Below are 23392 nucleotides of genomic sequence, written 5' to 3' on the forward strand. Positions count from 1 at the left end.
GTGGTGGATAGCTTCGCCGTAAACTGTGCGGGCCAGGCGAACGCTATCCAGGCGGTGTATTAAAGAGCGCGATGCAACGTCTGGAACAGGGTGACGTTGTCACCGAAACTCAGGTTGCGCCAGAATGGCCTGCTGTAGCGGGGAGATATTCATACCGCGCGCCACGAAACCATGCAGCCACTCTGGAGCCAGCTCGAGCACCTGACGTGCAGCGGATTCCGTATCAAATTCAGCAAAGACACAGGCTCCTGTGCCAGTCAGGCGCGACGGCGCGTATTCTAACAGCCAGGAAAGCGCTTCATCAACCTCGCGAAAACGTTTTCTTGCGATATCCTCGCAATCGTTGCTGAATTCACATTTTAATAACGTTTCTATTGACCGGACGGGGGTATCGCGTGGAAGGTCCGGATCTTTAAAGATAACCGGGGTAGGGATGCTGACGCCCGGGTGGGCGACCAGGTACCATTTTTCCGCGGGTTCGGCCGGGGAGAGGATCTCGCCCACCCCTTCGGCAAAGGCCGAATGCCCCCGGACAAACACCGGCACGTCGGCTCCGAGGGTTAACCCGAGCGCGGCCAGTTCATCCACCGAGAGATCGCAGCCCCAGAGGTGATTGAGCACCACCAGTACGGTAGCGGCATTTGACGAGCCCCCGCCGAGCCCGCCGCCCATCGGCAACCTTTTCTCCACGCGGATATCCGCGCCGCTGCCCGCCGGCAGGCGTCCGCTTTGCTGTGCCGCCGCCATCAGCATCCGGGCAGCACGGACGATCAGGTTATCTTCATCGGCCACGCCCTCCACCGGGGTGAGCAGACGAAGCTGCCCATCCTGACGCGGTTCAATCGAAATGGTGTCGCCGTAGTCGATAAACTGAAACAGCGTCTGCAGGGTGTGATAGCCGTCCGCACGCTGGCCGGTGATGTATAAAAACAGGTTAAGTTTTGCGGGTGAAGGCCAGTGGGTCATCATTTGACAATCCAGTTATCCATCTTCAGCTTGATGCGCTGGCCGCCTTCGGTCAGTTCCAGGCTGGTTGGCAGGGCCGGTTTGGTATTGCTGTCGTAGCCGCCATAGACCACGTGCCAGTTTTTACCGTTCTGGCTGTAGTTTACTTCACTCAGACGATACTGGTCGTCGAGTTTGTAATCGGTGGCGTCGCCCGGCAGGCCGAGGATCCACTGGCGCAGGCTGGTAATCGGAATCGGCATCCCGGTCAGCTTGCCGATCATCTCTTCGGCATCGGTACCGGTATATTTCTGCCCTTTATTATCGGTGATTTGCGCGCTGCCTGGCTGGGCAATCAGCTCCATTTCGGTGCTCCCCACCGGGTTGAGCAACAGCAGGCGATAGCGATCCTGGCCGGTCTGCTGCCAGAAGAAGCGGGCATACACTTTCTGCTGATCCGACAGATATGCAAAGGCACCGCGGGTCTGGTACTGGCTTAAACCACGCACCTCCTGCTGGTGCTGACGCCACTGCGGTGAGTCAGGGCTTTTGCCTGGCCCTTTGGGCGGCGTAATGGAACATGCGGTAAGTACCAGCGCGGCGAGAGGCAGGAGGCGAATCAGTCTGGTCATAATAATGACAAATCCTTGAGATACGTGGCGGTTATAACCCTTAATGCTAGCGCCCGGTAGCGGGAGCGTCTACGCTCAAGTTGTCCTAAATCATCAAATTAGCGGTTAATAACAACTAATAACCTATTACTCCGAAAGGGGGCAGTCTCTTTTATTGATCTCGCGCATCCTGTATGATGCGCCCTGCTAACCCTATTAACGCTGGTACTACTCCCGCTCATATGACCCTTTTAGCACTCGGTATTAACCACAAAACGGCCCCGGTTTCACTGCGAGAACGCGTCACGTTTTCGCCGGATACGCTCGACCAGGCGCTGGAAAGTCTGCTTGCCCAGCCGATGGTGCAGGGGGGCGTGGTGCTGTCGACGTGCAACCGTACTGAGCTCTATCTCAGCGTGGAAGAGCAGGACAACCTGCACGAAGCGTTGATCCGCTGGTTATGCGAATACCACAACCTGAACGAAGAAGAGCTGCGTAACAGCCTCTACTGGCATCAGGATAACGATGCGGTCAGCCATCTGATGCGCGTGGCCAGCGGCCTTGATTCGCTGGTGCTCGGCGAGCCGCAGATCCTCGGACAGGTTAAAAAAGCGTTTGCCGACTCGCAAAAAGGCCACCTTAAGGCCAGCGAGCTGGAGCGCATGTTCCAGAAATCCTTCTCTGTCGCTAAGCGAGTGCGAACCGAAACCGACATTGGCGCCAGTGCCGTTTCCGTTGCGTTTGCCGCCTGTACGCTGGCGCGCCAGATCTTTGAATCCCTCTCGACGGTCTCTGTGCTGCTGGTTGGCGCAGGCGAAACCATCGAGCTGGTCGCGCGTCATCTGCGCGAACACAAAGTGAAGAAGATGATTATCGCCAACCGCACCCGCGAACGCGCCCAGGCGCTGGCGGATGAGGTAGGCGCGGAAGTGATTGCCCTCAGCGACATCGACGCCCGTCTCAACGAGGCGGATATCATCATCAGCTCCACCGCCAGCCCGCTGCCGATTATCGGCAAAGGTATGGTCGAGCGCGCCCTTAAGTCCCGCCGGAATCAGCCGATGCTGCTGGTGGACATCGCCGTTCCGCGTGATGTTGAACCGGAAGTGGGCAAGCTGGCGAACGCCTATCTCTACAGCGTGGACGATCTGCAAAGCATCATTTCCCACAATCTCGCCCAGCGTAAAGCGGCGGCGGTGCAGGCCGAAACGATTGTCGAGCAAGAAACCAGCGAATTTATGGCCTGGCTGCGCGCGCAAAGCGTCAGCGAGACGATTCGCGAATACCGCGGTCAGGCGGAACAGGTACGTAATGAACTGACTGCCAAAGCGATGGCGGCCCTGGAGCAGGGCGGCGATCCGCAGGTCATCATGCAGGAACTGGCATGGAAACTGACCAACCGTTTGATCCATGCCCCAACCAAATCACTTCAACAGGCTGCCCGTGACGGGGACGACGAACGCCTGAATATTCTGCGCGACAGCCTCGGGCTGGAATAGCGCGCCATACCCATTTTATAATTAAAAGGTGCACTTACGCCTATGAAGCCCTCTATTGTCGCCAAACTGGAAGCGCTGCACGAGCGCCATGAAGAAGTTCAGGCGCTGCTCGGCGATGCCGCGACCATTGCCGACCAGGAACGTTTTCGCGCCCTGTCGCGCGAATATGCGCAATTAAGTGACGTTGCGCGCTGCTTTACCGACTGGCAGCAGGTTCAGGAAGATATTGAAACCGCGCAGATGATGCTCGACGACCCGGAAATGCGCGAGATGGCGCAGGAAGAGTTGCAGGAGGCGAAAGTCCGCTCCGAAGAGATGGAACAGCAGCTTCAGGTGCTTCTGCTGCCAAAAGATCCGGACGATGAACGCAACGCCTTTGTCGAAGTCCGCGCCGGAACCGGCGGGGATGAAGCGGCCCTGTTTGCCGGGGATCTGTTCCGCATGTACAGCCGCTACGCCGAGTCGCGTCGCTGGCGTGTGGAGATCATGAGCGCCAACGAAGGCGAACATGGTGGCTATAAAGAAGTGATCGCCAAAATCAGCGGCGAGGGCGTATATGGTCGCCTGAAGTTTGAGTCCGGCGGCCATCGCGTCCAGCGCGTCCCGGCCACCGAATCCCAGGGGCGTATCCACACCTCCGCCTGCACCGTGGCGGTGATGCCCGAGCTGCCGGAAGCTGAGCTGCCGGACATTAACCCGGCGGATTTGCGTATCGATACTTTCCGCTCCTCCGGCGCGGGCGGTCAGCACGTTAACACCACCGACTCCGCGATCCGTATTACCCACCTGCCAACCGGCATCGTGGTGGAGTGTCAGGACGAACGTTCCCAGCATAAAAACAAAGCCAAAGCGCTCTCGGTGCTGGGTGCCCGTATCCATGCCGCAGAGATGGCGAAACGCCAGCAGGCGGAAGCCTCAACCCGTCGCAACCTGCTGGGCAGCGGCGATCGCAGCGATCGCAACCGCACCTATAACTTCCCGCAGGGTCGCGTGACCGATCACCGCATCAACCTGACCCTCTATCGTCTGGATGAGACGATGGAAGGCAAACTGGATCTGCTGATCGAACCTATCGTGCAGGAGTACCAGGCCGACCAGCTGGCAGCGCTGGCAGAGCAGGATTAATGGATTTTCAGCACTGGCTACAGCAGGCGATAAGCACGCTGGCGGGGAGCGAAAGCCCCCGTCGCGATGCGGAGATCCTGCTGGAGCATGTGACGGGCAAAGCACGCACCTGGATTCTCGCCTTTGGCGAAACAGCGCTTACCGCCGATCAGCAAAGAGAGCTTGATGCACTCCTCGCCCGGCGCAAAACCGGCGAGCCGGTGGCGCACCTGGTGGGCGAACGTGAGTTCTGGTCGCTGCCGCTCTATGTCTCTGCTGCAACGCTAATTCCCCGTCCCGATACCGAATGCCTGGTGGAGCAGGCGCTGGCGAGATTGCCCGCCACCCCCGCGCGCATTCTGGATCTCGGCACCGGCACCGGGGCCATCGCCCTGGCGCTGGCCAGCGAGCGTCCGGACTGTCAGGTGACGGCAGTAGATCTCATGCCCGATGCGGTGGCGCTGGCACAGCGTAACCTTGAGCGCCTGGCGTTAAAGAATGTGACGGTGCAGCAGAGCAGCTGGTTTACCGCTCTTGCTGACCAGCAGTTTGAGATGATCGTCAGTAACCCGCCCTATATCGATGAGTGCGATCCGCATCTCGGCGAAGGGGATGTGCGCTTTGAACCGCGCAGCGCGCTGGTTGCGGCGGATCACGGACTGGCAGATCTCAGCCATATTATTATCCAGTCTCGCCAACACCTGGTCAGCAATGGCTGGCTGCTGCTCGAGCATGGCTGGACGCAGGGCGAAGCGGTGCGCAATCTCTTCCTGCAGGCCGGTTTTGCCCAGGTTGAAACCTGTCGCGACTATGGCGGCAACGAGCGCCTGACCGTGGGCAAGTGGCATGAATAGCTTCTCTGTACTGATCGCCCTGCACCTGACGGCAGTCGTCCTGACCGTCACGTTTTTTGCGCTGCGTTACTGGTGGCGTTACAGCAATAACGCCCTTATCAACGCGCGCTGGGTGCGGGTTCTGCCGCACTGCATCGACACCGTGCTGTTTCTTTCCGGCGCAGGGTTGATGTGGGTGACCGGTTATCTGCCGTTTACAGATGAAGGGTCATGGCTGACTGAAAAGCTGTTTGGCGTTATCATCTATATCGTTTTGGGTTTTATTGCGCTGGGGCGTCATCGTCCGCGCAGCCAGCAGGCCGGGTTTGTTGCCTTTCTGCTGGGGCTGGTGGTGCTGTACATCATCATTAAACTCGCCACCACAAGAATACCGATACTGGGGTAAGTCATGGAGTCCTTGGCCGATTTCGAATTTAACAAAGTGCCGCTGTGCGATGGAATGATTAAGGTATCAGAGATGATCCGCGATGATTTCATTTCACAATACGTCTACGATGAACTGGAGAAACTGGTGAGTCTGGCGCGTGAAGAGATTAATCAGGCGCGCCCTCAGGACTGGCAACTGGAGAAACTGATTGAGCTTTTTTATGGCGAGTGGGGCTTTTGCGATACGCGTGGCGTGTATCGGCTCTCCGACGCGCTGTGGCTCGATCAGGTACTGAAAAACCGTCAGGGCAGCGCTGTCTCCCTGGGGGCGATTTTATTATGGGTGGCGCACCGTCTTGATATTCCGCTGGTGCCGGTCATCTTCCCGACGCAGATGCTGCTGCGCGCCGAGTGGCTGGACGGCGAGATGTGGTTAATCAATCCCTTTAATGGCGACACGCTCGACGATCACACGCTGGATGTCTGGCTGAAGGGCAACATCAGCCCGATGGCGGAGCTCTACAACGAAGATCTGGACGAAGCGGATAACGCCGAGGTGGTTCGCAAGCTGCTGGACACCCTGAAGTCAGCGTTGATGGAAGAGCGGCAGATGGAGCTGGCCTTGCGTGCCAGTGAGGTGTTGCTGCAGTTTAACCCGGAAGATCCTTACGAGATCCGCGATCGCGGCCTGATCTACGTGCAGCTTGAGTGTGACCACGTTGCGCTGAATGATTTGAGCTATTTTGTTGAGCAGTGTCCGGAAGATCCGATCAGCGAAATGATCCGCGCGCAGATTAATTCCATCGCGCACAAACAGATTACACTGCATTAATCTTAATTCCGATTCACACCTGAATAAGGCGATCCTATGAAACAAAAAGTGGTTAGCATTGGCGATATCAACGTGGCGAACGACCTGCCGTTCGTGCTGTTCGGCGGCATGAACGTACTGGAATCCCGCGACCTCGCGATGCGTATCTGCGAACACTACGTCACCGTGACCCAGAAGCTGGGTATCCCGTATGTGTTTAAGGCCTCTTTTGACAAAGCCAACCGCTCCTCTATTCGCTCTTACCGTGGCCCGGGCCTCGAAGAGGGGATGAAAATTTTCCAGGAGCTGAAGCAGACCTTTGGCGTAAAAGTGATCACCGACGTCCATGAAGCAAGCCAGGCGCAGCCTGTGGCAGACGTGGTTGACGTGATCCAGCTGCCCGCGTTCCTCGCCCGTCAGACCGATCTGGTCGAAGCGATGGCGAAAACCGGCGCCGTCATCAACGTGAAAAAACCACAGTTCGTCAGCCCAGGCCAGATGGGGAACATCGTCGATAAGTTTATCGAAGGCGGTAACGACCAGGTGATCCTCTGCGACCGTGGTTCCAACTTCGGTTATGACAACCTGGTGGTGGACATGCTGGGCTTCAGCGTGATGAAAAATGTCTCTAACCAGTCGCCGGTCATCTTCGACGTGACCCACGCTCTGCAGTGCCGCGACCCGTTTGGCGCAGCCTCAGGCGGCCGTCGTGCTCAGGTTACCGAACTGGCGCGCGCCGGTATGGCGACCGGTCTGGCGGGTCTGTTTATCGAAGCGCATCCGGATCCTGCCAACGCCAAGTGCGACGGCCCATCCGCGCTGCCGCTGGACAAGCTGGAGCCGTTCCTGAAGCAGATTAAGGCGATTGACGATCTGGTCAAGAGCTTTGAAGAGCTGGATACCAGCAACTAATAAAAAAACCCGCTTCGGCGGGTTTTTTTATGCGCTTATTGCCGGGTGGCGCTGCGCTTACCCGGCCTACAAAACCCGTAGGCCCTGCAAGCGAAGCGCCGCTGGGCAAAGGACTAGGCAAATATCGTCATCAGATAGGCCGCAAACAATGCCAGGTGCGCCGCACCGTTGAGCACGTTGGTGCGCCCGGTGGAAAATGAAATCTGGCACAGCAGTAGCGACGCCAACATCACAATCATCTCCGGTGCACCAAGGCTAAACATCAACTCGTTACCGGTAAGAAGGGCAATCAGCGTCACCACCGGCACGGTCAGGGAGATGGTCGCCAGCACCGAGCCAAAGAAGAGGTTCATGGCACGCTGCACCTGGTTATTCAGCACGGCGCGTAATGCCCCCAGCCCTTCCGGGGAGAGGATCAGCAGCGCCACCAGGAAGCCGGTAAAGGCCACCGGCGCGTTCATCGCCGTCAACAGCGTCTCCAGCGGTGCGGCATTCATCTTGGTGACTGCAATGACCGCAATCAGATGCACCACCAGCCAGACCGTATGCCACAGGCTGCTGTGCGCGGACGGCTTGCCGTGGTGCGGGTCATCGTCGTCGCTCTCATCTTCATGCTCATACACGAAGAGACTCTGGTGCGTTTTGGTCTGGATCAGCAGAAACACGCCGTACATCGCCGCAGAAATCAGCGCCACAAGCAGGGCCTGGCCGGTAGTGAAATTGGCCCCCGGCAGCGCCATCGGGAATACCAGCACGATAATCGCCAGCGGAAAGAGGGCGATCAGATACTGCTTAATACCAAACAGGTTCAGATATTGTGTCGCGAATTTGCGCCCGCCCAGGAGCAGCGAGAAGCCGACCAGTCCGCCGGTGACAATCATAATGATGGAGTAGAGCGTATCGCGCATCAGGGTAGGTGCGGCGTCACCGGTCGCCATCAGGGCGGAAATAAGGCTCACTTCGAGAATAACGACGGAAAGACTTAAAATCAGGGAACCGTAGGGTTCGCCCAGGCGGTGAGCCAGCACGTCGGCATGGCGTACAACGCTAAAGGCACTGCTCAGAATACCCACAAGGGCCAGAATATTAATCCCGATGACCACTGGCAGTGACTGCGCGCTTCCCCAGAAGAACAGCACGGCCAGGGCCAGCACCGGGAAAATGAGAGACGTCTCCTTATGACGGGTTTTCACCGTCTCGTGTGCGGTTGTCATGTAATTCTCCGTTTTGGCAGGTGCTTGTAATTATAGACAGAAAGTGAGGAGCTTAAATTAACAGATCGCCGTTAATCTCTGAGTATCTTTTACTTAATTTTACGGTACAGGGGAATTATTACACGAGAGCGTCATAATAATATATTTTTGTTAAATAGGGTCTTAATAACAGTAGATTAAGAAACTGAAATCCAGGATTATCGATTCGACTGGAAGCCTTCGGCATTGTCGACCACACTTATTAAGTGAATAAAAAGAGGGGGTTGCTATGCCATACAAATCGAAAACTGATTTACCGGATAACGTTAAGAACGTACTGCCTGCCCACGCGCAGGATATCTACAAAGAAGCCTTTAACAGCGCCTGGGATCAGTACAAAGATAAAGCGGACCGCCGGGGCGATGACAGTCGTGAGGAGACCGCACACAAGGTGGCCTGGGCGGCGGTGAAGCAGGATTACGAAAAGGGAGACGATGATAAGTGGCACAAGAAGAAATAGTCATTGCTTAGTTGGCTGTGCTTAATAGTTTGCACCGTCGGCTTTGACTTTTAAGGCGGTCGGCCTCGCGCTCTGTTGCACCCGGCGAGATTATTGCATATCGTCACCCTACTGCTTTCTAATTGAGCAGTAAAAGGACCCGGAAGGTTCATAAAGTGAGGGCAGGGATGCAGGCAGTGGCGGAGGTGCAATATGTTAACGCGTGATTTTCTTATGAAGGCCGACTGCAGAACGGCCTTTGGTGCGATCGAAGAGTCGCTTCTGTGGTCAGCCGAGCAACGCGCAGCGTCGCTGGCTGCGACCCTGGCCTGCCGTCCGGACAACGGTCCGGTATGGCTTTTCGGCTACGGTTCCCTGATGTGGAACCCGGCGCTGGAGTATGTTGAATCGGCAACCGGGACGCTTACGGGCTGGCATCGAGCCTTCTGTTTGCGCCTGACCGCCGGACGCGGCAGCGCCTGCCAGCCAGGCCGTATGCTTGCACTGAAAGAGGGCGGACGCACCACCGGCGTGGCCTATCGTCTGCCGGATGCGACCCTGGAAGAGGAGCTGGCGCTGCTGTGGAAGCGTGAGATGATCACTGGCTGCTATATGCCGAGCTGGTGTCGGCTGGAGCTGGATGATGGACGCACCGTTAACGCCCTGGTCTTTATTATGGATCCGCGCCATCCGCTGTTTGAGGCCGACACGCGCGCGCAGGTCATCGCCCCGCTGATTGCCGCCGCCAGCGGCCCGCTTGGCACCAACGCACAATATCTCTTCTCGCTCGATCAGGAGCTGACGCGTCTCGGCATGCAGGATGATTGTCTGAACGAGCTGGTGTCGCGGGTGCGGGCACTGCTGGATAACGAATCGCCGGAAAGCCAGCTGCGCCCCGGCTTTGCCTGAAAAAAAGCCCGGTGACAGTGCGCCACCGGGCGAAGAATGATCAGGCTGCGACGTAGCTGATGGAGTGCTCAAGCGACTGGCTGTGGCTGTCGATGAGCACCTCCCAGGTTCCGGTATAAGGCACCGTCAGCCAGGCGTTGTCTCTGTCCTGTACGCTTAAAATATCTGCCTGCGTTTTGCGTGGTGCTTTATTACTCATCAGATGAATATGACAGCGCTCTGAGCAGCGCACCACGACCGTATCCCCGCCAAACAACTTCAGACTTGCTTTTACCAGTGCCATTTTTTTACCCCGTATCCGAAACAACGCTCTCCTTGCGGCTAATCCTGAGCGTGATGTTGTTCACAATTCACTCATGGCATAACACCAAAGGGGAAGGGCCGGGGTGCTGATTTTGATCAAAAAATGGCGTAAGCCTTAAACAAAAATGACAAAATGCCTGAAAGCGCGCAGCGAACATCGCTTTACGCGGCTTTCAGGCAGCGGATTAACATTAAATGCGGAAATGACCGGCGGTTTCAGCGAGGTCGCCTGCCTGACCCTGAAGGGCGCTGGCGGCGGCAGCCGACTGCACCACCAGTTCGGCGTTTTGCTGCACCATGCTGTCCAGATTGAGCACCGCGCGGTTAATCTCCTGAATGCCTTTCATCTGCTCGCTGGTCGCCACGGTGATCTCCCGCATGATCCCCGACATGCTGCCAATGCTGGTGACGATCTCATTCATGCTCTGCCCGGCAAGATGCACATAGCGCGAACCGGTCGCCACGCTGTCGGTGGTGGAGTCGATCAGACTTTTGATCTCTTTTGCCGCCTGGGCGCTGCGGCTGGCGAGATTGCGCACTTCGCCCGCCACCACGGCAAAGCCGCGCCCTTGCTCACCGGCACGCGCCGCTTCAACCGAGGCGTTCAGCGCCAGAATGTTGGTCTGGAAAGCAATGCCGTCAATCACGCTGGTGATATCGCCAATTTTGGTCGAGGCGGCTTCGATGGACTGCATGGTGGTGATCGCCTGCGACACCACGTTGCCGCCCCGCGTCGCGGCCTCGACAGCTTTGCCCGCCTGCTCGTTCGCCACGGCGGCAGATTCGGTGGACTGCGCCACGGAGGCGGTGATCTGCTCCACGGCGCTGGCGGTTTCACGCAGGCTGGAGGCTGCCCGCTCGGTGCGGCCAGAGAGATCCTGGTTCCCGGCGGCAATCTCCTGGGCGGCGTTCTTCACTGAGGCGCTGGCGTCGCGCAACTGCACCATCACCACCGCGAGTTTATCGCTGAAGGCGTTAAAGGCATGGGCGATCTGCGCCACCTCATCATCACCTTTCTCCGGCAGACGCTGGGAGAGATCGTTGGTGCCGTTGGCAATGGCGTGCATCGCATCGCGAATATCTGACAGGCGCTTCAGCAGGCGGGCAATCACGAAATGCACAACCACCGCGCTGAGCAGCACCAGCACAACCAGCGACAGGGAGGAGGCTTTCAACAGGGTACGCATACCTGTCGTCGCATCATCGCTGTCAAGCGCGACAATCAGCTGCCACTGGGTACCGGCAATCGGGGTTGCGGAGAAGGTTTTCGCCACGCCGTTGTACTCCCCCTCGGCGCTGTTGCCATTCTTTAGCGCAGCCAGATCGACGCCGCTGATGACCGCTTTAAAGGGCTTTAAGGTCAGCTCGGGATCGCTGGCGGCAATGACCGAACCCTCGCTGTCAACCAGCAGCCCGCTGCTGGCTGGCGTCGGATGGATGCCGCGCACGTTGGCGATCACGCTGTCCATCGCCACATCGCCCGCCAGCACCGCTTTCAGCTCGCCGTTCTCTTTCACCGGCACGGCGAAAGTGACCACCAGCTTTTTGGTGCCGGTATCCACATACGGGACGGTGACGATGGCGCGATCCTCTCTCACCGCCTGCTGATACCACGGACGCACCGTTGGATCGTAGTCGGCAGGTACCCCTTCAGGATTGGAAAACTTCGCGGTTTTGCTGGCGTAGCCGGCATAGACGTTGATAAACCCGCCCGCCTGCGCCAGCTGTTTAAACATCGGTACCGGATCGTCGGTCAGGACGACGTTCTGCAGGGAGTTGATCATCAGCGTCTTGCTGCTGACCCAGTCGGCAATCGCCATGCTGTGGCTGGCGCTGGTGCTGGCCAGTATCGAACGTTGGGACTGTTGATTATCCTGACGCGTGACCTGGAAATTAATCACGGTATTCAGTAAAAGCGCGGCGATCAGACATCCGACCGTCGCCGCAATAATACGAGCGCGAATTGACCTGAACATAATGAAATACCTGCTGTGTTGTTGTAAAAAGCCTATCGGCATCGGGCAGGCAAACTTGAAGCTGGAACCGCGCTCATAAGAAAAAAATATTTTTGTTAATGCATTATTAGAAAGTTAATAGTTTATCCGCGGATAGCGTCCACTGCGCCAGCTCCACCAGGGTGCCAATCTCCACCCCGTCGATCAGCGGCAGGGCGCTGATACCGCGGCCATCGGCGCAGGTTTTGCACAGCTTCACCGGCACGTTCTGCGCCGTCAGGATCTCCAGCATCTGCTGGATATTGTAGCCCTCCGCCGGTTTTTGCCCCCGCAGTCCGGCTGTGACCGCGTCGGACATCAAAAACAGGCGCAGATCCAGGTCGCTCTCCTGCTCGCGTAAGGCAATCGCCAGTCGCAGGCTGTTGAACAGCGATTCGCTGCCATAGGCCGCACCGTTAGCGACAATCACAATCTTCTGCATGTTGACTCCTGAATAATGAAAAGGCATGAAAATTGCTTCTCTCTTCGGCAGACACTGACCCGGGAGAGTAAGCATGACGATAAACAGAGGCCGTCCACCCGGCGCCACGGAATGGTTCCAGCAGGCCAGGCTGCTGCGTAAACAGCAGCTGTGCAAGCTGGCACAACTGGGCACGCTGGTGAGCCGGATCAGCCATCTTGCGCACATGCTACAGTGCGAGCGGGGCGCCTCCAACATCTGGCTCTGTTCCGAAGGGGCGCTCTATGCCCTGGAGTGTAAAGCCAGCCGCGCGCTGGTAGACGAGCATGTGCAGGCGCTGCATCAGGCGCTCGGCTCGCCGGTGATGGCCAGCGGTGCCCTGTGCGAGCGGGTGGCCAACGCCCTGCAAAGTCTGGAGCAGCTTCCCGCGCTGCGTGAGGCCATTACGGCTTGCGCGCTGCCCGCTACGGCGGCGATGGAGCGTTATAGCCGTATGCTGCGAAACCTGCTCAGTATTGTGCCGCAACTCAATGACAGCATTGATAACCCGCAAATCGCGGGCAGATTTGTTGCGCTCTACAGCCTGATGCAGGGCAAAGAGCTGGTGGGGCAGGAGCGGGCGCTGGGAGCGATTGGCTTTACCCAGGGCTTTTTCAGCGATGAGATGCGCCAGACGCTGGTAGACAGAATCGACGGCCAGCAAACCTGTTTCGAGGTCTTCCTCTCCCTGACCCCTCCCAGCCTGCACGATCCTTTCAACCTCAGCGTACCGGGGGCGGAGGTCGAACAGCTGCGGCGGCTGGCCTGTACCCGGCAACCCGCCGCGGATCAGGGGGTGCTGGCGCTGCACTGGTTCTCGCTGCAAACCGAACGCCTCGAACATCTGCGCACCCTGGAGGAGATGCAGATCGCCGATCTGATGCTGGCGGTGGAGTCGCTGATTAGCCAGGCTGACGACGAGCCGCCCGCAGAGCCGCAGACGGCGGAGCCGCTGGCCCTCTATCCGCAAAAACCGCTGCTGCCGCTGGTGCGCCAGCAGGCGCAGGAGATCGAGCAGCTCTCCCGCCAGCTGGCCTCGATGCGCGACACGCTGGAGGAGCGCAAGGTGATCGACAAGGCCAAAAGCGTGTTGATGACCCATCAGCAGATGAGTGAGGAGCAGGCCTGGTGCCAGCTGCGCAAGATGGCGATGGATAAAAATCAACGGATGGTGGATATCGCCCGCGCGTTGCTGACGGTCAAAGCTCTGTGGCAGCAGTAAATGCACCCCGGATGGGCAACGCCTGCATGGTTGAGGTGCGTTCTCGCTGTCGGCAGGCAGAAAAACCCCGTTATTTAAGCCTTTAAAACCTGGCATCACCCTTGCATTAATCAACATAACAATTCTGACGACGCGCCAACGGCGGTGTGTCGTTTTTGAGGATAAAGGCGTCCTGCGGTGCTTCGGCACTGCCGGGCGCTTTTTTTTGCCATTTTTTCAGGAGTGAGCATGGTGGAATGGACAAGACGGCGTTTTTTACAGGCCAGTGCGCTGGCGGGCGGGACGCTGATGGTGCCGGGATTGATGCAGAGCGCATGGGCCGCGGGCTCCGATAAACCGGAGCTGGAGACGGTGCGCGTCGGCTTTATCCCGCTGACCGACTGCGCGCCGCTGGCGATCGCGGCCTGGAAAGGGTTCGATAAGAAATATGGCTTCACCCTGGTGCCGAGCAAAGAGGCGAGCTGGGCGGCGGTGCGCGACAAGCTGGTGGCCGGGGAGCTGGACGCAGCGCACATTCTCTATGGCCTGCTGTATGGCCTGGAGTTGGGGATCGCCGGTAAACCTAAACCGATGGCCAACCTGATGACCCTCAACCGGAACGGGCAGGCGATCACCCTGTCGAGCGATCTGGCTCAGCAGGGCGTGCGCGACGTCGAGGGGCTGAAGAAGCTCATCGCCCGGGAGGCACCGGGCACCTACACCTTCGCCCACACCTTTCCCACCGGCACCCATGCCATGTGGCTCTACTACTGGCTGGCTGGCGCAGGCATCAACCCCTTCGACGACGTGCGCACCGTGGTGGTGCCGCCGCCGCAGATGGTGATGAACATGCGCATCGGCAATATGGTTGGCTTCTGCGTCGGCGAGCCGTGGAACGCCCGCGCTATTAACGATCGCATCGGCTTTACCGCCGCCACCTCCCAGTCCATCTGGCCGGAACATCCGGAAAAAGTGCTCGGCACCCGCCACGAGTGGGTAGAGCAATATCCGAACACGGCCCGGGCGCTGGTCAGCGCCCTGCTGGAGGCCCAGCGCTGGATCGACGCCTCACCGCAGAACAAAGAGGAGACCGCGCAGCTGCTGGCCCGGCGCGCCTGGCTCAACACCAAAGAGCAGTACCTCACTGGCCGGATGCTGGGCGAATACGACAGCGGAACCGGCAACCGCTGGCAGGATGCTAACCCGATCCGCTTCTTTGAGGAGGGGGCGGTGAGCTACCCGTGGCACTCCGACGGAATGTGGTTCCTGACCCAGTTCCGCCGCTGGGGACTGCTGAAAACCGACCCGGATTACGCCGCTATCGCCCAGCGCATCAACCGCACCGACATCTGGCAGGAGGCCGCCACTGCCGTGGGCGGCATTCGCGCACCTTCATCGCCGCTGCGCACCAGCACCTTAATGGACGGCACCGTCTGGGACGGCACCGATCCGAAGGGTTACGCCAACCGTTTCGCCATTCACCGTACAGGGGCCTGATATGAAAAACGTCAACATTAAAGCCGCACCCGCCATACCCGCCGAGCCGGCCAGCGGGGAAGTGATCGCCCTGCCGCCGGTGCAGGTCCGCCGCCGTACTCCGGGGTTTGCCCGCCGGACCAACGATCTGCTCCAGCGCATCATTCCGGCGCTGCTTGGCCTGGGATTACTGGTGATCGCCTGGCAACTGGCGGCTATCAACAGCAAAGGGTTCCCGACGCCGCTCAGCACCCTGGACTCGGCCATCACGCTGTTTGCCGATCCGTTCTACCGCGATGGCCCCAATGACATGGGAGTGGGCTGGAACGTGCTGGCCTCGTTGCAGCGTGTCGCTATCGGCTTTGGCCTGGCAGCGATCGTCGGCATCCCGCTGGGCTTTATGATTGGCCGGTTTACCTTTATGTCCCGCATGTTCACCCCGCTGATTGCGCTGCTGCGCCCGGTCAGCCCGCTGGCCTGGCTGCCCATCGGCCTGCTGCTGTTCCAGAAGGCGGAGCCTGCCTCCAGCTGGACCATTTTTATCTGCTCGATCTGGCCGATGGTCATCAACACCGCCGAAGGGGTGCGCCGTATCCCGGAAGATTACCTCAACGTGGCGCGGGTGTTGCAGCTCTCCGAGTGGACGGTGATGCGCCGCATTCTCTTCCCGGCCGTGCTGCCTGCGGTGCTGACCGGGGTGCGGCTCTCCATCGGTATCGCCTGGCTGGTGATCGTCGCCGCCGAGATGCTCACCGGGGGGCTGGGGATCGGCTTCTGGATCTGGAACGAGTGGAACAATCTCAACGTCGAAAACATTCTCATCGCCATCGTCATTATCGGCGTGGTGGGTTTGCTGCTGGAGCAGGGGCTGATGCTGATCGCCCGCCGTTTCAGCTGGCAGGAAAAATAAGGAGCACATGATGAAACCTCTCATTCAGGTCCAGGCCGTCAGCCAGCGTTTTTCCACCGCCAGCGGCGAGTTTCTGGCGTTGCAGAACGTCTCTTTTGATATTCACGAAGGGGAGACCATCAGCCTGATCGGCCACTCCGGCTGCGGCAAATCGACGCTGCTGAACCTGATCGCCGGCATCACCCTGCCGACGGAAGGTGGGCTTCTCTGCGATAACCGCGAGATCGCCGGACCGGGGCCGGAGCGGGCGGTGGTGTTCCAGAACCACTCCCTGCTGCCGTGGCTCACCTGCTTCGACAACGTAGCGCTGGCGGTGGATCAGGTGTTCCGCCGCAGCATGAGCAAAGCCGAGCGGCGGGAGTGGATCGAACACAACCTCGAGCGGGTGCAGATGGGGCACGCCATCCACAAGCGGCCGGGGGAAATTTCCGGCGGCATGAAGCAGCGGGTGGGGATTGCCCGCGCCCTGGCGATGAAGCCAAAAGTGCTGCTGATGGATGAGCCGTTCGGCGCCCTCGATGCCCTGACCCGCGCCCATCTGCAGGATTCGGTGATGCACATTCAGCAGGAGCTGAACACCACCATCGTGCTGATCACCCATGACGTGGACGAAGCGGTGCTGCTCTCGGATCGGGTGCTGATGATGACCAACGGCCCGGCGGCAACGGTAGGCGAGATCCTGCGCGTTGACCTGCCGCGCCCGCGCAACCGGGTGCAGCTGGCGGAGGAGAGCCGCTATCACCATATGCGCCAGCAGATCCTGCACTTCCTCTATGAAAAACAGCCGAAAGCGGCCTGAGGAGCATAACCATGCGCCTGGTCATCATTGGAAACGGACTGGCGGCAACGCGGCTGGTTGAGTCATTGACCGAGCGCGCGCCAGGCCGCTTTGAGATCACCCTCATCGGCGAGGAGCGCGTACACGCCTACAACCGCATACAGCTTTCGCCGGTGCTGGGGGGCGAGAAAGAGGCGGCGGCGACACAGCTTCATGATGAGAGCTGGTATCGGACGCGCGGCATCACCGTGGTGTGCGGCGAGCGGGTGCGGGCAGTGGATATCAGCGCCCGAACGCTGCGTACTTACAGCCGACAGTTCGTATGGGATGAACTGGTCTTTGCCACCGGTTCCCGGCCGTTTGTGCCGCCCATCCCCGGCAGCCATCTGCCCCACGTCTTCACCTTTCGCACCCTGGAGGATGTGAACGCCATTCTGGCGATGCCCGGCCCGGCGGTGGTGCTGGGGGGCGGGGTACTCGGCGTGGAAGCCGCCGCAGCATTAAGACAGCAAGGTGACAATGTCACGTTAGTCCATCGCGGTCCGTGGCTGATGGAGCAGCAGCTCGACCAGCAGGCGGGTCTGCTGCTGGAGCAGGCGCTCGGCGAGCGAGGTATCGGCTGTGAGCTGAACGCCGGGTTGTCGCAGATCGCCCCTGACAGCGTCACCCTCAGCGACGGACGCACCCTGGCCGCCACCCGGGTGGTACTTGCGACGGGCGTGTTGCCCAACATCGCCCTGGCGCAGGCAAGCCGCGTGCCGTGCGGCCGGGGGATCCTGGTGGATAACCAGATGCGCACCGCAATGGAGGGCATCAGCGCCATCGGCGAGTGCTGTGAATTAAACGGCGAGACCTGGGGGCTGGTGGCGCCGTGCCTCGCCCAGGCGGAGATCCTCGCCGCCCGTCTCGCCGGGGAGTGCGTCGCACCCTTTACCCCCACCCAAAACGGCATGCGCCTGAAGGTGACCGGTATTGAGCTGTTCAGCGCTGGCGAGGTTATCGCGCAGGAAAAAGATGCGGTGTGGACCAGCCGGGACCCGCTGACCCGCCACTACCGCCGTCTACTGGTTCGCAACGGCACGCTGGCAGGCGTGCTGCTGATGGGGGAGTGTCGCAGCGCGGCCACCCTCACCGATTTACTGGCAACGTCAGAACCCGCTCAGGCGGACTGGCTGTTCGATCGATTCACTACGCAGCCGCAGGTTGCAGGACAGAACGCTATGACAAAACCTACTCTGGTTGTGGTTGGGCACGGTATGGTCGGCCACCATTTTCTTGAAGACTGCGTCAATCGCGGTTTGCATCAGCAGTATCAGATTGTGGTCTTCGGCGAAGAGCGCTATGCCGCCTACGATCGCGTCCATCTGTCGGAATATTTTGCCGGACGCAGCGCCGACTCGCTGTCGATGGTGGCCGGAGATTTCTTTGCCGATAACGGCATTGAGCTGCGCCTCTCCCAGCCGGTGGTCGCCATCGATCGCGACGCCCGGGTGATTCGCACGGGATCAGGGCATGAAACCCACTGGGACAAGCTGGTGCTGGCCACCGGTTCGTACCCCTTTGTGCCGCCGGTGCCGGGCCGGGATCTGCCGGGCTGTTTTGTCTACCGTACTCTCGACGACCTGGATAACATCGCCGCCCATGCAAAAAATTCGCGCACCGGGGTGGTGATTGGCGGCGGCCTGCTGGGGCTGGAGGCGGCCAACGCCCTGAAACAGCTTGGGCTGGATACGCACGTGGTGGAGTTTGCCCCGAACCTGATGGCGGTGCAGCTTGATAACGACGGCGCCGCGATGCTGCGCCGTAAAATTGAAGCCCTCGGCGTGGGGGTGCATACCAGTAAGGCCACCACCGAAATCGCAGAAACCGACAGCGGGATGGTACTGCGCTTCGCCGACGGCAGCGAGCTGGCGACCGACATGGTGGTCTTCTCGGCCGGGATCCGCCCGCAGGATGCGCTGGCCCGGAGTTGCGGCCTGACGTTGGGCGAACGCGGGGGGATTGCCATCGACAACCAGTGCCGCACCTCGGATAGCGATGTTTTTGCTATCGGCGAATGCGCCCTCTGGGAGGGAAAAATCTACGGTCTGGTGGCGCCCGGCTACCAGATGGCGCGGGTGGCCTCCGCCGCGCTGGCGGGAGAAGAGAACGCGTTTATGGGTGCGGACATGAGCACCAAGCTGAAACTGTTAGGCGTAGATGTCGCGTCGTTCGGCGATGCCCATGGCCGCACCGCAGGGGCGCAGAGCTACCAGTGGACTCACGGCCCGCAGCAGATCTACAAGAAGATCGTGGTCAGTGCCGACAATAAAACCCTGCTTGGCGGCGTGCTGGTGGGGGATGCCAGCGAATATGCCACCCTGGTGCAGATGATGCTTAACGACATCCGCCTGCCCAACGATCCAGAAACCCTGATCCTGCCTGCGGTGGCGGGCAGCGCCCCGAAAGCGCTGGGCGTGGCGGCTCTGCCGGAGAGCGCGCAGATCTGCTCCTGCCACAACGTCAGCAAAGGCGACATCTGCCAGGCGGTGAGCAGCGGTGCCACCGACATCGGGGCGGTGAAACAGTGCACCAAAGCGGCCACCGGCTGCGGCGGGTGCAGCGCCCTGGTGAAACAGGTGATGGAGTTCCAGCTGGCGGCCCAGGGCGTGGAGGTGAAAAAGGACATCTGCGAGCACTTCGCGTACTCGCGTCAGGAGATCTACCACCTGGTGCGCGTCAACCGCATCCACACCTTTGATCAGCTTATCAGCCGCTACGGCCAGGGGCATGGGTGTGAGATCTGTAAGCCGCTGGTGGGATCGGTGCTGGCCTCCTGCTGGAACGAATATCTGCTGAAACCGGCCCATCTGCCCCTGCAGGACACCAACGACCGCTACTTCGCCAATATCCAGAAAGATGGCACCTACTCCATTGTGCCGCGCATGGCCGCCGGGGAGGTCACCGCCGACGGGCTTATCGCCATCGGCCAGATCGCCAAACGCTACCAGCTCTACAGCAAAATTACCGGCGGGCAGCGTATCGACCTGTTTGGCGCCCGGCTGGAGCAGCTCCCGGAGATCTGGCAGCAGCTGATCGACGCCGGGTTTGAAACCGGCCACGCCTACGGCAAATCCCTGCGCACGGTAAAATCCTGCGTCGGCTCCACCTGGTGCCGCTACGGCGTGCAGGACTCCACCGGGCTGGCGGTGACGCTGGAGAACCGCTACAAGGGGCTGCGCGCCCCGCACAAGATCAAGATGGCCGTTTCCGGCTGCACCCGCGAGTGTGCCGAAGCCCAGAGCAAGGACGTGGGGGTGATCGCTACTGACAAGGGGTGGAACCTCTATCTCTGCGGCAACGGCGGGATGAAGCCCCGCCATGCGGATCTGTTCGCCAGCGATCTCGACGACGCCACGCTCCTGCGCTACGTCGACCGCTTCCTGATGTTCTATATTCGCACCGCCGACCGCCTGCAGCGCACCAGCACCTGGCGGGATAACCTCGAGGGCGGGCTGGCGTACCTGCGCGAGGTGATCATCGACGACAGCCTCGGCATTGCCGCCGAGCTGGAGCAGGAGATGCAGCGGGTGGTGGATACCTATCAGTGCGAATGGCAGACCACTTTGCAGGACCCGGGCCGTCTGGCGCAGTTCCGCACTCTCGACGTCGCGCCAGCATCCGCAAAACGCTGGCAGGATATCTGTACCCTGGACGAGATCCCGGAACAGGCGGGCATTGGCGCGCGTCTGGGTACACAGCCCATTGCACTGTTCCGCTTTGGTAAGGCGATTTATGCCCTGGAGGATCGCGAGCCGGGCGGCAGTGCCAGCGTATTGTCGCGCGGCATTCTCGGCGATGCCGGGGGCGAGCCGGTGGTGATCTCGCCCCTGTATAAAACGCGGATCCGCCTGCGCGACGGGCGCCATGTTGAAACCGGCGAAGTGGCGGTGCGCGCCTGGCCGGTCAGAGTCGATGGCGACCGGGTGCAGGTGGGCAGTGAAGAGCTGGTGATGCGCGCGGAGGCCTCATGACGGAAACCCAAACGACCTGTCCTTACTGCGGCGTGGGCTGCGGGGTGATCGCCCGCGTCGAAAAGGGCGAGGTAAGCGTGCGCGGTGACGACAGCCATCCGGCCAACTTCGGACGGCTGTGCGTTAAAGGCTCGGCGTTGGGGGAGACCACCGGTTTAGCGGGCCGCCTGCTGCACCCGGAGGTGGACAACCAGCCGGTGAGCTGGGAGCAGGCGCTGGATACCGCGAGTGCGCGGCTGCGGGAGATTATTGAGCAACATGGGCCGCAGGCGGTGGCCTTTTATGCCTCCGGCCAGCTGCTGACCGAGGATTACTACGCCGCCAACAAGCTGATGAAAGGCTTTATCGGGGCGGCCAATATCGACACCAACTCCCGGCTCTGCATGTCCTCGGCGGTGGTGGGCTACAAGCGCGCCTTTGGCGAAGATGTGGTGCCGTGCAGCTACGAGGATATTGAAAAGACCGATCTGGTGGTGCTGGTGGGCTCGAACGCCGCCTGGACCCATCCGGTGCTCTATCAGCGCCTGGCGCAGGCGAAAATCGACAATCCGGCGCTGAAGGTGGTGGTGATCGACCCGCGACGCACCGCGACCTGTGACATTGCCGATCTGCATCTGGCCCTGACGCCGGGCAGCGACGCCGGGCTGTTCGTGGGGCTGCTCAACGCGGTCGACCCCGGCCAGGCCAGCGACTGGCCGGCTGAGCGAGTGGCCGAATTTTGCGGCCTGCCGCCCGACGATGTCGCCGCCTTTTACGCCTGGTTTAATGCTGCCCCGCGTGCAGTGACGCTCTATACCATGGGGATCAACCAGTCCACCAGCGGCAGCGACAAGTGCAATGCCATAATCAACGTCCATCTGGCGAGCGGCAAAATCGGCCGCCCCGGCTGCGGACCCTTTTCGCTGACCGGTCAGCCCAATGCGATGGGCGGGCGCGAGGTGGGCGGGCTGGCGAATCAGCTGGCGGCGCACATGAATTTCACGCCGGACGATTTGAGCCGCGTGGCCCGCTTCTGGGGGACGGAGCGGCTGGCGCAGACGCCGGGACTGATGGCGGTGGAGCTGTTTGAGGCCATCGCCCGCGGTGACGTGAAGGCGGTGTGGATCATGGGTACTAACCCGGCAGTATCCCTTCCGGACAGCCATGCAGTCTGCCAGGCGCTGGCGGCCTGTCCGCTGGTGATGGTCTCCGAAGTGATGCGCGACACCGATACCAGCCGCTTCGCCCACATCCGTTTTCCGGCGCTCGGCTGGGGAGAGAAAGAGGGGACGGTGACCAACTCCGAACGGCGCATCTCCCGTCAGCGCGCCTTTTTGCCCGCGCCCGGCGAGGCGAAACCCGACTGGTGGATCATCGCCCGTATCGCGCAGAGGCTGGGCCATGGCGCGGCCTTCGCCTGGGATCATCCTCACGCCATCTTTACCGAACACGCCGCCCTGACCGCCTTTGAGAACCATGGCGAACGGCAGCTTAACCTCGCGGCCTTGACGCAGTTGACCCGCGCGCAGTGGGATGGGCTGACGCCCTGGCAGTGGCCCGTCAACCGGGAAGTATTCACCCGTGCGCACCGGGTGCCGGTCAACCCGCAGACGCATGGCGCTACGCCGAATCTGCTCTATCCCTTTACCCTCAACAGCGGACGCATGCGCGATCAGTGGCACACCATGACCCGCACCGGCTACGTGCCGCGCCTGATGCAGCACCGCGATGAACCGACCGTGGAGATCTCGCCGCAGGATGCCGCCCGGCTGGGGATGCAGGATGGACAACTGGCACGCATCAGCGCCCAGCGCGGGCTGATGGTGGTCCGGGCGCGGATCAATGACGGGCAGCGCCCCGGGGAGCTGTTTGTCCCGATGCACTGGAACAGCTGTTTTTCACGCCAGGGCAAAGTGAATGCCCTGGTAGAAGGGCGCTGCGATCCCCACTCCGGCCAGCCGGAGAGCAAACAGACTGCGGTGCGACTCATGCCGTGGCAGCCTGCCTGGCAGGGGGAGCTTTACAGCCGGGAGGAACTGACCCTGCCTACATACGTCCACTGGTGGCGCAAGGCGGCAAAGGGGGTGTCGCGCCTGACCCTGGCGGGGGACAAGCCGCTGCTGGAGTGGCTGCTGGCACACTGCGCCGGCCAGGGCTGGCAGCTGCAAATCGCGCAGACGGGCGAGCGCAGCAGCCTGCTGGCCTGGCATCAGGGAGCATTAATGCTCGGCTTCTGGCAGGATGTTGCTTTGCCAGGGCTGGCGCATACTTTTATCGAAGCCGCGTTTCACGCCGCGCCGGTCGCGCTGGCGGAGCGTCACGCCCTGCTTAACGGGCAGGATCCTGGCGAGCGCAGCGATCCGGGGCGCATCATCTGTAGCTGCTTTAGCGTTGGCGAAAACGCTATCCGCGAGGCCATTGCGGGGGGATGCGACTCTGCGGCGGCGCTGGGGGCAAAATTGCGCTGCGGCACCAACTGCGGCTCCTGTGTGCCGGAGCTGAAAGCGATGCTTTCTGTGAGGGTGTAAACGCCTGGTGGCGCTGCGCTTATCAGGCCCAAAGGATGCGTAGGCCG

At 60.5% G+C, this 23392-nt stretch carries 20 protein-coding genes; 14 read left to right on the top strand and 6 right to left on the bottom strand.

Annotated features, from left to right (window positions below; translation table 11 throughout):
* Positions 1–99 precede the first annotated feature (99 nt).
* Complete coding sequence (gene ispE, locus B3X29_RS18240) at positions 100–969, bottom strand: 4-(cytidine 5'-diphospho)-2-C-methyl-D-erythritol kinase (protein WP_290561700.1); 870 nt, start codon at positions 967–969, stop codon at positions 100–102.
* On the bottom strand, positions 966–1577 hold the full coding sequence (lolB, locus tag B3X29_RS18245; protein WP_103179953.1) for a lipoprotein insertase outer membrane protein LolB: 612 nt from the start codon (positions 1575–1577) through the stop codon (positions 966–968). Before lolB ends, ispE begins: the two co-directional genes overlap by 4 nt.
* A 221-nt stretch (positions 1578–1798) precedes the next feature.
* Here lolB and hemA point away from each other — a divergent pair, with 221 nt between their 5' ends.
* From hemA to kdsA, 6 genes are read left to right on the top strand one after another with little or no spacing between them, the layout of a single operon-like run.
* Positions 1799–3055: a glutamyl-tRNA reductase gene (gene hemA / locus B3X29_RS18250; protein ID WP_039030718.1), complete on the top strand. Its 1257-nt coding sequence runs from the start codon at positions 1799–1801 to the stop codon at positions 3053–3055.
* 42 nt (positions 3056–3097) lie between these two features.
* Positions 3098–4180, top strand: coding sequence for a peptide chain release factor 1 (gene prfA / locus B3X29_RS18255; RefSeq protein ID WP_103179951.1), 1083 nt, complete (start codon positions 3098–3100; stop codon positions 4178–4180).
* On the top strand, positions 4180–5013 hold the full coding sequence (gene prmC / locus B3X29_RS18260; protein ID WP_103179950.1) for a peptide chain release factor N(5)-glutamine methyltransferase: 834 nt from the start codon (positions 4180–4182) through the stop codon (positions 5011–5013). Before prfA ends, prmC begins: the two co-directional genes overlap by 1 nt.
* Positions 5006–5398, top strand: a complete 393-nt coding sequence (sirB2, locus tag B3X29_RS18265) for an invasion regulator SirB2 (protein WP_103179949.1) — start codon at positions 5006–5008, stop codon at positions 5396–5398. The genes prmC and sirB2 overlap by 8 nt, the downstream gene beginning before the upstream one ends.
* Positions 5399–5401: 3 nt before the next feature.
* Complete coding sequence (gene sirB1 / locus B3X29_RS18270; RefSeq protein ID WP_103179948.1) at positions 5402–6211, top strand: invasion regulator SirB1; 810 nt, start codon at positions 5402–5404, stop codon at positions 6209–6211.
* A gap of 36 nt (positions 6212–6247) precedes the next feature.
* Complete coding sequence (gene kdsA / locus B3X29_RS18275; RefSeq protein ID WP_103179947.1) at positions 6248–7102, top strand: 3-deoxy-8-phosphooctulonate synthase; 855 nt, start codon at positions 6248–6250, stop codon at positions 7100–7102.
* Positions 7103–7215: 113 nt separating this feature from the next.
* On the opposite strand, the gene chaA is transcribed toward kdsA, so the two are convergent.
* Positions 7216–8316, bottom strand: a complete 1101-nt coding sequence (gene chaA, locus B3X29_RS18280; RefSeq protein ID WP_103179946.1) for a sodium-potassium/proton antiporter ChaA — start codon at positions 8314–8316, stop codon at positions 7216–7218.
* A gap of 268 nt (positions 8317–8584) precedes the next feature.
* Between chaA and chaB the strand changes: the two genes are divergently transcribed.
* Both chaB and B3X29_RS18290 read left to right on the top strand, forming a co-directional pair.
* Positions 8585–8815 carry a putative cation transport regulator ChaB gene (gene chaB, locus B3X29_RS18285; protein WP_159339480.1) on the top strand — a complete coding sequence of 77 codons (231 nt, stop codon included), beginning with the start codon at positions 8585–8587 and terminating at the stop codon, positions 8813–8815.
* 192 nt (positions 8816–9007) lie between these two features.
* Positions 9008–9703, top strand: coding sequence for a gamma-glutamylcyclotransferase (locus B3X29_RS18290; RefSeq protein WP_159339479.1), 696 nt, complete (start codon positions 9008–9010; stop codon positions 9701–9703).
* Positions 9704–9743: 40 nt separating this feature from the next.
* Here B3X29_RS18290 and B3X29_RS18295 read toward each other — a convergent pair whose 3' ends face one another.
* The 3 genes from B3X29_RS18295 to ychN form a co-directional block, all read right to left on the bottom strand.
* The gene (locus B3X29_RS18295; RefSeq protein ID WP_039030709.1) at positions 9744–9986 is read right to left on the bottom strand and encodes a DUF1883 domain-containing protein; all 243 of its coding nucleotides are present in this window, start codon (positions 9984–9986) and stop codon (positions 9744–9746) included.
* A 211-nt stretch (positions 9987–10197) separates the two neighbouring features.
* On the bottom strand, positions 10198–11982 hold the full coding sequence (locus B3X29_RS18300) for a methyl-accepting chemotaxis protein (RefSeq protein WP_290561701.1): 1785 nt from the start codon (positions 11980–11982) through the stop codon (positions 10198–10200).
* Positions 11983–12088: 106 nt separating this feature from the next.
* The gene (gene ychN / locus B3X29_RS18305) at positions 12089–12442 is read right to left on the bottom strand and encodes a DsrE/F sulfur relay family protein YchN (protein WP_103179941.1); all 354 of its coding nucleotides are present in this window, start codon (positions 12440–12442) and stop codon (positions 12089–12091) included.
* Between the two features lie 73 nt (positions 12443–12515).
* On the opposite strand from ychN, the gene nasR reads away from it, so the two are divergent.
* From nasR to B3X29_RS18335, 6 genes are all read left to right on the top strand, one after another.
* Complete coding sequence (gene nasR / locus B3X29_RS18310) at positions 12516–13682, top strand: nitrate regulatory protein NasR (protein ID WP_103179940.1); 1167 nt, start codon at positions 12516–12518, stop codon at positions 13680–13682.
* 228 nt (positions 13683–13910) lie between these two features.
* Entirely contained in the window at positions 13911–15158 is a 1248-nt protein-coding gene (locus B3X29_RS18315; RefSeq protein WP_159339477.1) for a CmpA/NrtA family ABC transporter substrate-binding protein, read from the top strand.
* Between the two features lies 1 nt (position 15159).
* Positions 15160–16047, top strand: a complete 888-nt coding sequence (gene ntrB, locus B3X29_RS18320; RefSeq protein WP_159339476.1) for a nitrate ABC transporter permease — start codon at positions 15160–15162, stop codon at positions 16045–16047.
* A 10-nt stretch (positions 16048–16057) separates the two neighbouring features.
* The gene (locus B3X29_RS18325; protein WP_103179937.1) at positions 16058–16846 is read left to right on the top strand and encodes an ABC transporter ATP-binding protein; all 789 of its coding nucleotides are present in this window, start codon (positions 16058–16060) and stop codon (positions 16844–16846) included.
* 11 nt (positions 16847–16857) lie between these two features.
* On the top strand, positions 16858–20838 hold the full coding sequence (gene nirB, locus B3X29_RS18330) for a nitrite reductase large subunit NirB (protein WP_159339475.1): 3981 nt from the start codon (positions 16858–16860) through the stop codon (positions 20836–20838).
* Positions 20835–23345: a nitrate reductase gene (locus B3X29_RS18335; protein ID WP_159339474.1), complete on the top strand. Its 2511-nt coding sequence runs from the start codon at positions 20835–20837 to the stop codon at positions 23343–23345. Before nirB ends, B3X29_RS18335 begins: the two co-directional genes overlap by 4 nt.
* Positions 23346–23392: the final 47 nt, after the last annotated feature.

The sequence above is a fragment of the Leclercia sp. UBA5076 genome, assembly GCF_002416465.1.
In the GTDB taxonomy this organism is placed as follows: domain Bacteria; phylum Pseudomonadota; class Gammaproteobacteria; order Enterobacterales; family Enterobacteriaceae; genus Enterobacter.

Excerpts from the sequence above, each read along its gene's own strand:
- chaA (WP_103179946.1), bottom strand. The coding sequence starts at position 8,316 with ATGACAACCGCACACGAGACGGTGAAAACCCGTCATAAGGAGACGTCT.
- B3X29_RS18295 (WP_039030709.1), bottom strand. The coding sequence starts at position 9,986 with ATGGCACTGGTAAAAGCAAGTCTGAAGTTGTTTGGCGGGGATACGGTC.
- lolB (WP_103179953.1), bottom strand. The coding sequence starts at position 1,577 with ATGACCAGACTGATTCGCCTCCTGCCTCTCGCCGCGCTGGTACTTACC.
- chaB (WP_159339480.1), top strand. The coding sequence starts at position 8,585 with ATGCCATACAAATCGAAAACTGATTTACCGGATAACGTTAAGAACGTA.
- kdsA (WP_103179947.1), top strand. The coding sequence starts at position 6,248 with ATGAAACAAAAAGTGGTTAGCATTGGCGATATCAACGTGGCGAACGAC.
- ntrB (WP_159339476.1), top strand. The coding sequence starts at position 15,160 with ATGAAAAACGTCAACATTAAAGCCGCACCCGCCATACCCGCCGAGCCG.
- B3X29_RS18290 (WP_159339479.1), top strand. The coding sequence starts at position 9,008 with ATGTTAACGCGTGATTTTCTTATGAAGGCCGACTGCAGAACGGCCTTT.
- prfA (WP_103179951.1), top strand. The coding sequence starts at position 3,098 with ATGAAGCCCTCTATTGTCGCCAAACTGGAAGCGCTGCACGAGCGCCAT.
- B3X29_RS18300 (WP_290561701.1), bottom strand. The coding sequence starts at position 11,982 with ATGTTCAGGTCAATTCGCGCTCGTATTATTGCGGCGACGGTCGGATGT.
- nasR (WP_103179940.1), top strand. The coding sequence starts at position 12,516 with ATGACGATAAACAGAGGCCGTCCACCCGGCGCCACGGAATGGTTCCAG.
- sirB2 (WP_103179949.1), top strand. The coding sequence starts at position 5,006 with ATGAATAGCTTCTCTGTACTGATCGCCCTGCACCTGACGGCAGTCGTC.
- B3X29_RS18335 (WP_159339474.1), top strand. The coding sequence starts at position 20,835 with ATGACGGAAACCCAAACGACCTGTCCTTACTGCGGCGTGGGCTGCGGG.
- hemA (WP_039030718.1), top strand. The coding sequence starts at position 1,799 with ATGACCCTTTTAGCACTCGGTATTAACCACAAAACGGCCCCGGTTTCA.
- B3X29_RS18325 (WP_103179937.1), top strand. The coding sequence starts at position 16,058 with ATGAAACCTCTCATTCAGGTCCAGGCCGTCAGCCAGCGTTTTTCCACC.
- prmC (WP_103179950.1), top strand. The coding sequence starts at position 4,180 with ATGGATTTTCAGCACTGGCTACAGCAGGCGATAAGCACGCTGGCGGGG.
- sirB1 (WP_103179948.1), top strand. The coding sequence starts at position 5,402 with ATGGAGTCCTTGGCCGATTTCGAATTTAACAAAGTGCCGCTGTGCGAT.
- B3X29_RS18315 (WP_159339477.1), top strand. The coding sequence starts at position 13,911 with ATGGTGGAATGGACAAGACGGCGTTTTTTACAGGCCAGTGCGCTGGCG.
- nirB (WP_159339475.1), top strand. The coding sequence starts at position 16,858 with ATGCGCCTGGTCATCATTGGAAACGGACTGGCGGCAACGCGGCTGGTT.
- ispE (WP_290561700.1), bottom strand. The coding sequence starts at position 969 with ATGATGACCCACTGGCCTTCACCCGCAAAACTTAACCTGTTTTTATAC.
- ychN (WP_103179941.1), bottom strand. The coding sequence starts at position 12,442 with ATGCAGAAGATTGTGATTGTCGCTAACGGTGCGGCCTATGGCAGCGAA.